The following is a 9,224-nucleotide window of genomic DNA, read 5'->3' as shown; positions in this document are numbered from 1 at the left end:
CCCGAGGGCACCGCGCCGTAGGTGCCGGGTCCGGACGGGAGGGGACGGGGAGGGGAGGCGAGCGGAGGGTCAGGGGCGGCGCGGCCGGGCGGACGGCGGCGGCTCGCGCAGCTCCCGGCGGAGCATCTTCCCGACCTGCCCGCGCGGCAGCGACGAGGCGCGGAACTCCATCAGCGTCGGCACCTTGTACGGCGGCAGCCGCTCCGCGCAGTGCTCCATCAGCTCCGACCTGCTCACCGCCCAGCCGCCCTCGATCACCACCACGGCCCGCACCACCTGGCCCAGGCCCCGGTCCGCCGGGTCGGCCGCGCCGAGCACCGCGGCCTCGCGGACCGCCGGGTGCTCGCACAGCACCCGTTCGATCTCGGAGGGGAAGACGTGCGTCCCCGCCACCTCGATCACGTCCACGCCCCGGTCGATGAGCGTGACGAAGCCGTCCGGGCTCATCACGGCGATGTCCCCGGTCCGCAGCCAGCCGTCCCGCATCCGGCCGGCCGTGCCGTGCGGGTCGTTCCAGTACCCGGCGAACACCTGCGGGCCGCGCACCAGCAGCTCGCCGGCCTCCCCGGGCGCGGCGTCGGCCGCCGGGTCGTCCTCGCGCGCGACGCGGACCTCGGTGCCGGGCAGCGGGACGCCGACGGTGCCGGGCCTGGCGTTGGCGTTCAGCGGATTGACCAGCACCACCGGCGCGGCCTCGGTGAGCCCGTAGCCCTCCACGAGCCGGGCCTGCCCGACGATCTCGCCGAACCGCGTCACCGTCTCCGGCGACAGCCGCATCGCGCCCGACACGCAGCCGCGCAGCGTCCGCAGCGCCTCCAGCTCCCGGGCCGGCCGGTCGAGCAGGCCGTCGAAGACGGGCGGCGTCGCGTGCAGCAGCGTCGGCTTCCAGCGGCGGGCGGCGCGCAGCAGGCGGCCGGTGTCCTGCGTCGGCAGCAGCACCGCGGTGGCGCCGCCCACCATCCCGGCGCCCAGGCACAGCGTCAGCCCGTAGACGTGGGTGAACGGCAGCACCGCGAGCATCGTGTCCCGCTTGCCGCGCAGCGGGGCGTGCCAGGCGTCGACCTGGTGGGCGTTGGCCAGGAGATTCCGGTGGGTGAGCATCACGCCCCTGGGGGTGCCCGTGGTACCGCCCGTGTACGGGAGCACGGCCAGACCGTCCGGCCGTACGGGCTCCGTGCCCTCCGCCGGCGCGTGCCGGGCCACCACGTGCCACGGCACCGTGTCCATGCCGCGCGGCACCCCCGGCGCGAAACGCCGGCGCGCCGCGCGGACCCTGGCCACCGGCAGCCGCAGCGCCAGCCGCAGCCAGACCGGCAGCTCGTCGGCCAGGCTGGTGCTGATGACGTGCTTCAGCGCGGTGTGCCGCAGCACCGGCCGCACCTTCGGCAGCGCGCCCTCCACCACGACGGCGGCGACCGCGCCGCTGTCCGCGAGCTGGTGCCGCAGCTCCCGCTCGGTGAGCTGCGGGCTCACCGGCACCGCGACCGCGCCGATCCGCAGCGTGGCGAAGAAGGCGATCACGAACTGCGGGCAGTTCGGCAGCACCAGCGCCACCCGGTCGCCCGGCGCGACCCCCAGGCCGCGCAGGCCGCCCGCGCAGCGGTCCACCGCCCGCAGCAGCGCGCCGTACGCCGTCCGCCGCCCGAAGAAGACCAGCGCCGTCCGGCCGCCGTGCTCGCGCGCCGCGTTGGTCAGCACCGAGGCGAACGACCCGTCCGGGATCCGGACGTCGTGCGGGACGCCGGCGGGGTAGAACGTCAGCCAGGGCGCGCTCTCGGCCCGCCTCCCGGACTCCGGCATCTGTCGTCCCATCCCCTCTGACCTGCCCGGCGGCCTCGACGGCAGCGTGACGAGCGGACCATGATCGCGCACGGACGACGTCCGTGTCCTGTCACCAGGACGCCAGGGCCGGCCGCGGAGTTGTGCGTCCTATGACTATCAACCGGATCACGCCCGCACGACAGTGAGGTGCGTCATGTCCGCCCCCGGCCCGGAGCCTGTCCTGGCCGGAGGCCCCCTTCGACCTCGAACTGACCCTGCGGGTCCACCGGGCCCGCGCGACGGCCACTCCCGGCACCGGCCCCGCGGGGTGACGAGGCGCCGCCCGCCGCCCGCCGTCACGTCCCGGCGGACCGGCCCGCCGCGCGGCGGTGGGCCAGGACGGCGGCACCGCCCCCGGCGGCCAGCAGCGCGGCACCGGCCAGCGCGACCACGGGGAGGCCCGACGACGGGCCCGTCTCGGCCAGTTCGGGCCCCGGCGCGGGAGCCGGCTCCCCGGCCTCCCCGGGCTGCCCGGCCTCCCCGGGTTCGCCGGGTTCCCCGGGCTGCTCGCCCAACGGCGCGGCCTCGATGGTGAACTCCGCGGTCGCCTCCGCGCGATGGCAGACCACGGTGCCGTCCTCGCCCGTCGCGTCGTCGTACCGGGCCCGCGCCGTCAGCTCGGCGTGGCCCGCCCGGTTCTCCAGGGTCCGGCCGCGCAGCCGGACCTCGGCCGACGCGCCCGGCGGCAGCTCCGCCACCATGCCGAAGTGGCCGTCCGCCTCGTCGCTCTCGAACGGCACCTCCTCCCAGGCACCGTTCACGAACCACTCGAACGCGAACGGGAACGGGTCCGCCGCGCCGTCCGCCGCGTAGGCCCACATCGACGCGTACGCGTACACCGGACTCACCGGCTCGTCCCCGGTGTTGGTGACCCGGTACCCGAACTCCCCCCACTCGGTGGCCGTCACCGACTCCGGCACCCCGGTGAGCTCGACGGCCAGCGCGGCGGCGTCCCCCACGTCCGAGCAGAGCGGCAGCTCCGCGACGTCGATCGGGTCGACCGGCACCCCCTCGGCCACGGCGGGCGCGGCGCCGAGCAGGAGTAACGGCAGCAGGGAGGCGCCGATGGCGGCGCAGGAGACAACAGCGTGGCGTCGGGTCATGCAGGGTTGGACCGCCGGCCCGGGCGGAAGGTTGCCCCGACGTGCCCCGCGGAGAACGGCAGCGACGCGCTGATACCGTGTGCCCGCCGATCATACGGCTGTTCGATCGGCTCGTCAGAAGAACAGAAAGGGGGCGCGCGAGTGAAGCCACGTCGTGCACGTGCGCGAAGAACGCTGAGCGTCAAGGCCCGCGTCTACCTCACCGTGGCGGCCGTCACGGCCGCCGGAGCCGGAGTGGTCACGGCCGCCGTCGCCGACCCCTCCGCCGACCCCTCCGCGGCGGGCCCGCCGGAGGTCACCGAGCGCCCGGCCGCGCTGCACAGCGTGCGGCTGGAGGACCGGGGCCCCGGCGAGCGCGGCGTCGGCCGGCGCGACACCGAACCGTTCAGCAGCGTGGGCATCTCGTGGCCGGACTCGGCCGCCGAACTGGACGGCCGCGCCGAGATACGGGTCCGCAGCGCGGTCACGGGGGAGTGGTCCGGCTGGCAGCCGCTGGACGCCGATGCCGAGGCGCCCGAGACCGAGGAGGGCCGCGAGAGCGAGGCCCGCGGCGGCACCCATCCGCGCTGGGTGGACGACTCCGACGGCGTCGAGGCCCGCGTGGTGGCCGCCGACGGCACCGCCTCCGGCCTGCCCCGCGGCATGCGGCTGGACCTGATCGACCCGGGCGTCACCGAGGACGAGGCGGCCCGCGCCGCCGACCCGGCCGCCCCCACCGCCACCACGACGACGGGGACCACCCCGGCGGCGACCGCGGCCACGGCGACCGCGGCCACGACGACGGCGACCACGGCCGCCCCGGCCACCACGGCCACCACGGCGACCTTCGCCACCGACGACACGGCGACCGAGCCGCCGCCCGCGCCCGCCGAGCCGCCCGCCGCCCCCGCGTCGACCGTCACCCGGCCCCCGATCGTGCCCCGCTCCGGCTGGGGCGCCGACGAGTCGACGGTCGAGGAGCCGGCCGGGTACGTCGAGCGGATCGACGTGGCCTTCGTCCACCACACCACCGACGACAACGCCTACTCCTGCGCCGACGCCCCCGCGATCATCCGGGCGATCATGCAGTACCACGTCCAGTCCCTGGGCTGGAACGACATCGGCTACAACTTCCTGGTCGACAAGTGCGGCACGGTCTACGAGGGCCGCGGCGGCGGCACCGACCTGCCCGTGACGGGCGCCCACACGTACGGCTTCAACAGCTACTCCACCGGCATCGCCGTCATCGGCAACTTCGCGACCGACGGCACGCCCACCCGCACCATCACCGACGCCGTCGCCCGCGTCGCCGGATGGAAGCTGGGCCAGTACGGCGTGAGCCCCACCGGCTCCGTCACCCTCACCGCCAGGGGCGACACCGGCGTGTGGCACGAGGGCGAGCAGGCCACCCTCCGCACCGTCTCCGGCCACCGCGACGCGTTCGCCACCGAGTGCCCCGGCGACACGCTCTACGCGCGTCTCGGCGAGATCCGCCGCTTCGCCGCCAGCCCGGCGGCCGGTTCCGCGACGCCCACCGCCGACGTCAACGGCGACGGCCTCACCGACCTGCTGACCGCCACCCCGTCCCAGGCGGTCAACGGCTACGCCTGGGCCGGCGCGGTCCACATCCTGCCCGGCGGCCCCGAGGGCCCGGTCGGCTCGGCCCGGATCACCCTCAGCCAGTCCAGCGCGGGCATCACCGGCGCCTCCCAGCGGGGCGACTCCTGGGGCGCGGCCACCGCCTACGGCGACGTGAACGGCGACGGTCACGCCGACCTGGTCGTCGGCGCCCCCGGCGAGGACGCGGCCGGCGCCGCGGACGCGGGCGCGGTCACCGTCGTCCACGGCCCCGGCCTGAACACCAGCGTGCTGCTGCCCGCCCCGCCCGGCGGCCCGACCGCGGGCGCCCGGCTCGGCACGGCCGTCGCGGTCGGTGACTTCGACAGCGACGGCACGGCCGACGTCTTCGCGGCGGCCCGGCAGGGCCCGGCGGGCTGGTCGGCGTACGACGTGGCCGACGGCACCACCACCGGCGGCCCGCTGACCACCGGCGCGCCCGGGGCCGTCGGCCATCTCGACGCCACCAGCGGCGACTTCAACCGCGACGGCTACGCGGACGTCGTCGTCACCCACCGGGACGCGGACGGCAGGGACCGGCTGACCCTCCACCGGGGCTCGGCCGGCGGCCTCGGCGCGGGCACCCTGCTCAGCACCCCCGGCGGCCGGTCCGTCGCCACCGGCGACACCGACGCCGACGGCTACGACGATCTGGTCGTCGGGCAGCCGGACGCCGTGCGCGGCGGCCAGGTGACGGTGATCCGCGGCGCCTCCGGCGGCTTCACCGGCACCGGCAAGCGGATCGTCCACCAGGACACCTCCGGCGTCCCCGGCGGCGCCGAGTCCGGCGACGCCATGGGCGCCTCGGTCGCGGCCGGCGACTACGACCTCGACGGCTACGCCGACGTCCTCACCGGCCTGCCCGGCGAGGACATCTCCCGCGACGGGACGAGCCGTTCCAACGCGGGCGCGGCGCTCCTGCTGCGCGGCTCCGCCACCGGCCTGACGGCCTCGGGCGCCACGAGCCTGCACCAGGACACCGCCGGGGTGCCGGGCTCGGCCGAGTCCGGCGACCGGTTCGGCTCGTCGGCGCTGCTGGCCGACCTCTCCGGCTGGGGCCGCGCCGACCTGGCGATCGGCGCGGAGGGCGAGGACGCGGCCAACGGGCTGGTCCTCCAGATCGACTCCGGCGGCTCGGGCCTGGGCCTGTCCGGCAGCGTGAACTACGGCCGGGGCACGTTCGGCACCCCGGCCGGCGTCAGGCTCGGCTGGTCCCTGACCCCGTGACGTCCCCCCGCGCGGCGGCGGTGACGGCCACCGGCGCCGCCGTCGCCGCGCGGACCTCGTCCGGCGTCACACCGGGGGCGGTCTCGACCAGCGCGAGGCCGTCGCCGGTGACGTCGAGGACGGCCAGGTCGGTGATGATCCGGTGGACGCAGGCCCGGCCGGTCAGCGGCAGGGTGCAGGCGGCCATGATCTTGGGGGAGCCGTCCCGGGCCGTGTGCTCGGTCAGGGCGATGACGCGGCGGGCGCCGTGGACGAGGTCCATGGCGCCGCCCATGCCCTTGACCATCTTCCCGGGGATCATCCAGTTGGCCAGGTCGCCGGTGGCGGAGACCTGCATGGCGCCCAGGACGGCGGTGTCGATGTGGCCGCCGCGGATCATGCCGAACGAGAGCGCCGAGTCGAAGAACGCCGCCCCGGGCAGTACCGTGACCGTCTCCTTCCCCGCGTTGATCAGGTCCGGGTCGACGTCGTCCTCGCGGGGGTAGGGGCCGGTGCCCAGGATGCCGTTCTCGGAATGGAGCACCACCCGCACGCCCGGCGGCAGGTGGCCGGGGATGAGGGTGGGCAGCCCGATGCCGAGGTTGACGTAGGAGCCGTCGGCCAGTTCGGCGGCGGCGCGGGCGGCCATCTGTGCGCGGGTCCAGGGCATCAGGCGCTCACCGTTCTCCGTTCGACGGGTTTGTCGGCGGCCTGTCCGGCCGTGAGCGGCACCACCCGCTGGACGAAGACGCCCGGCAGGTGCACAGCGTCGGGGTCCAGCGCGCCGGGCTCGACCAGTTCCTCGACCTCCGCGATGGTGACGCGGCCCGCCATCGCGGCCAGGGGATTGAAGTTGGCGGCCGAGCGGCGGAAGACCAGGTTGCCGTGCCGGTCGCCGCGCGCCGCGCGGACCAGGGCGAAGTCGGTGGTCACGGCGTGCTCCAGCACGTACGCGCGGCCGTCGATGACGCGGGTCTCCTTCGGCGGCGAGGCCACGGCGACCGAGCCGTCCGGGTGGTGGCGCCAGGGCAGCCCGCCGTCCGCGACCTGGGTGCCGACCCCGGCCGGGGTGTAGAAGGCGGGGATCCCGGCGCCCCCGGCGCGCAGCCGCTCCGCCAGGGTGCCCTGCGGGATCAGCTCGACCTCCAGCTCCCCGGCCAGGTACTGCCGGGCGAACTCCTTGTTCTCCCCGACGTAGGAGGCGGTCACCCGCGCCACCCGTCCGGCGGCGAGCAGGACGCCCAGGCCCCGGCCGTCCACGCCGCAGTTGTTGGACACCAGCCGCAGCCCGCCGGAGCCCCGCGCGTGCAGCGCCCGGATCAGCGTCTCCGGAACGCCGCACAGCCCGAACCCGCCCACGGCCAGCGAGGCCCCGTCGGGTATGTCCGCCACCGCGTCGTCGGCGGCGCGGATCACCTTGTCGATGCTCATGGGGCGCTGTGACTCCCCGTCATCAGGGCGGCGAGGTCGTCCGGTCTGATGAACGAAGGAGGCGGCGGCGGGCCCCAGTTGAACAGGCCCCTCGCCCCCTCGAACACCTCCGGCGTCCAGAGCTGGTCCTCCGCGACGCAGTCCATGTCGGAGTAGTACTCCGAGAAGTTCCCGGCCGGGTCCTTCAGGTACCAGAAGAAGTTCGACCCGGCGTGGTGGCGGCCCAGGCCCCACACGTGCCGCTCGGGGTGGTCCTCCAGCATGGCCATCGCGCCGCGCCCGATGTCGTCGACGTCGTCCACCTGCCACGAGGTGTGGTGCAGGAACGCCACCGGCGCCGCCAGCACCAGCACGTTGTGGTGGTCGGTGGAGCAGCGCAGGAACGCGCCGACGTCGCCCATCAAGTCGCTGACCTTGAAGCCGAGCCCGTCGCGGAAGAACGCGGTGGTGGCCGCGAAGTCGGTGGTGCCGAGCACCGCGTGCCCGAGCTTGCGGGGGCGGACCGGGGCGGCGCGCAGCAGCGCCGGGGCGCGGCGGCCGGTGCGTTCGGTGCGGCCCGGCCCGTTGTACGGGGTCGCGGGGACGGGGGACTGGGTCACGCGCGGCTCGATCCGCAGCACCGCGCGGACGCCGGTGACCGGCTCGTACGCGGTGAGCGTGCCGTCGCCGCCGGGGGCGCCGAGGCCGAGGCGGGAGGCCGCCGCCGCGAGGTCGTCGTGGTCGTCCACGCCGACGACGAGCTCGACCAGGCGCCGGGTCGGCGCGTGCACCACGCGCAGCTGCCGGCCGCCGTCGAGCGTGCTGAACCAGCCGTCGGCCCCGGCGGTGAGGCCGAAGTCGGTGTAGTACGCGGCGGTCTCGGCCGGGTTGGGGACGCCGATGGTGACGGAGGACAGGCGGTGCAGGGCCATCAGCGCGCTCCCCCGGTGAAGGTCTGCCGCAGCTCCCCGATGCCGCCGACGTAGGAGACGAGTTCGTCGCCCGGGGCGAGCCAGCGCTGCGGCGTGCGGCCCAGGCCGACCCCGGCGGGGGTGCCGGTGAACAGGAGGTCTCCGGGCAGCAGCGGCAGCACCGCCGAGAGGCGGGAGATCAGGACCGGCAGCGAGAAGACCAGGTCGCGGGTGCGGCCCTTCTGCACCTCCTCGCCGTTGATCGCGCAGCCCAGCTCCAGGTCGTCCGGGTCGTCGAACTCGTCGGGGGTGACCAGCCACGGTCCGGTGGGCGCGAAGCCGGGGTGGGACTTGCCGAGGCTGAACTGCGGGGCCGGCCCGGCGAGCTGCCCGACCCGCTCCGACAGGTCCTGCCCGACGGTCAGCCCGGCCACGTGGGACCAGGCCGCCTCCTCGGTGACGCGGTACGCCTCGGTGCCGATGACGGCGACCAGCTCCACCTCCCAGTCGGTGTTCCCCCCGGCGGGCAGCGCCACGGTGGTGACCGGGCCGGTGAGGCTGGTGACGAACTTGGTGAACACCGGCGGCAGGCCCTCGGGCACGGCGAAGCCGGACTCGGCGGCGTGGTCGCGGTAGTTCAGGCCCACCGCCAGCACCTGCCGGGGCGCCGGCGCGGGCGCGCCCAGGTCCGCCGCCGCGAAGACCTCGCCCTCGGGCAGGGCCGCGCCGGACGCCCACGCCCGGAACTCCCGCCACCGTCCGTACACCGCCTGCGGGTCGGCGGAGAACACACCGCCGCTCGCCCGTTCCACGTCGACGGCCGTGTTCTCCCCCGTGACGAGGACGAGCCGGCCGGAAAGATTCGCGATACGCATGCCGGGCACCGTAGCAGCTTGCGAATTCTGTGGACAGATTCGAAAGTCAAAGATTCGAAAGTTCCGCCGTGATTCGCAGCCCTGCTAGGTTGAGGCCATGGCCAAGAACGACAACGGGACCACCCGCGCCGGAGAGGTCTACGCCCGCCTGCGCGCCGACATCCTGGGCGGTGGTCTCCTGCCGGGCCGGCGGCTGAAGTTCCCCGAGCTGTGCGCCCGTTACGGCACCAGCGTGGGCGCGGCGCGGGAGGCGCTGACCCGGCTGGTGGCCGAGGGGTTCGTCACCACCCAGTCGCACCAGG

8 protein-coding genes are annotated in these 9,224 nt (G+C 75.8%); 2 read left to right on the top strand and 6 right to left on the bottom strand.

Annotation, left to right across the window (positions count from 1 at the left end; all coding sequences use genetic code 11):
- Positions 1 to 69: 69 nt before the first annotated feature.
- Both ACSNOC_RS25745 and ACSNOC_RS25740 read right to left on the bottom strand, forming a co-directional pair.
- Positions 70 to 1,800: an AMP-binding protein gene (locus ACSNOC_RS25745; RefSeq protein ID WP_436749969.1), complete on the bottom strand. Its 1,731-nt coding sequence runs from the start codon at positions 1,798 to 1,800 to the stop codon at positions 70 to 72.
- 317 nt (positions 1,801 to 2,117) lie between these two features.
- Positions 2,118 to 2,924, bottom strand: a complete 807-nt coding sequence (locus ACSNOC_RS25740) for a hypothetical protein (protein ID WP_436749968.1) — start codon at positions 2,922 to 2,924, stop codon at positions 2,118 to 2,120.
- A 141-nt stretch (positions 2,925 to 3,065) separates the two neighbouring features.
- Between ACSNOC_RS25740 and ACSNOC_RS25735 the strand changes: the two genes are divergently transcribed.
- On the top strand, positions 3,066 to 5,747 hold the full coding sequence (locus ACSNOC_RS25735) for an FG-GAP-like repeat-containing protein (protein WP_436749967.1): 2,682 nt from the start codon (positions 3,066 to 3,068) through the stop codon (positions 5,745 to 5,747).
- Here the strand turns inward: ACSNOC_RS25735 and ACSNOC_RS25730 are convergent.
- The 4 genes from ACSNOC_RS25730 to ACSNOC_RS25715 are packed head-to-tail and all read right to left on the bottom strand — an operon-like array spanning position 5,719 to position 8,922.
- On the bottom strand, positions 5,719 to 6,396 hold the full coding sequence (locus tag ACSNOC_RS25730; protein ID WP_436749966.1) for a 3-oxoacid CoA-transferase subunit B: 678 nt from the start codon (positions 6,394 to 6,396) through the stop codon (positions 5,719 to 5,721). The two genes, ACSNOC_RS25735 and ACSNOC_RS25730, sit on opposite strands and share 29 nt — an antisense overlap.
- Positions 6,396 to 7,157 carry a CoA transferase subunit A gene (locus ACSNOC_RS25725; RefSeq protein WP_436749965.1) on the bottom strand — a complete coding sequence of 254 codons (762 nt, stop codon included), beginning with the start codon at positions 7,155 to 7,157 and terminating at the stop codon, positions 6,396 to 6,398. Before ACSNOC_RS25725 ends, ACSNOC_RS25730 begins: the two co-directional genes overlap by 1 nt.
- Complete coding sequence (locus ACSNOC_RS25720; RefSeq protein ID WP_436749964.1) at positions 7,154 to 8,068, bottom strand: VOC family protein; 915 nt, start codon at positions 8,066 to 8,068, stop codon at positions 7,154 to 7,156. Before ACSNOC_RS25720 ends, ACSNOC_RS25725 begins: the two co-directional genes overlap by 4 nt.
- Positions 8,068 to 8,922 (bottom strand): fumarylacetoacetate hydrolase family protein, encoded by an 855-nt coding sequence (locus ACSNOC_RS25715; protein ID WP_436749963.1) that lies wholly within the window; start codon positions 8,920 to 8,922, stop codon positions 8,068 to 8,070. Before ACSNOC_RS25715 ends, ACSNOC_RS25720 begins: the two co-directional genes overlap by 1 nt.
- A 97-nt stretch (positions 8,923 to 9,019) precedes the next feature.
- On the opposite strand from ACSNOC_RS25715, the gene ACSNOC_RS25710 reads away from it, so the two are divergent.
- Positions 9,020 to 9,224 (top strand): GntR family transcriptional regulator (locus tag ACSNOC_RS25710; protein ID WP_436749962.1); only part of this gene is annotated, 205 nt, incomplete at its 3' end.

The sequence above is a fragment of the Streptomyces sp. URMC 129 genome (assembly GCF_051386415.1).
Taxonomy (GTDB): Bacteria; Actinomycetota; Actinomycetes; order Streptomycetales; family Streptomycetaceae; genus Streptomyces.
The sequence above is the reverse complement of the archived record's forward strand: the minus strand, read 5'-3'. Positions and strand labels throughout refer to the sequence as shown.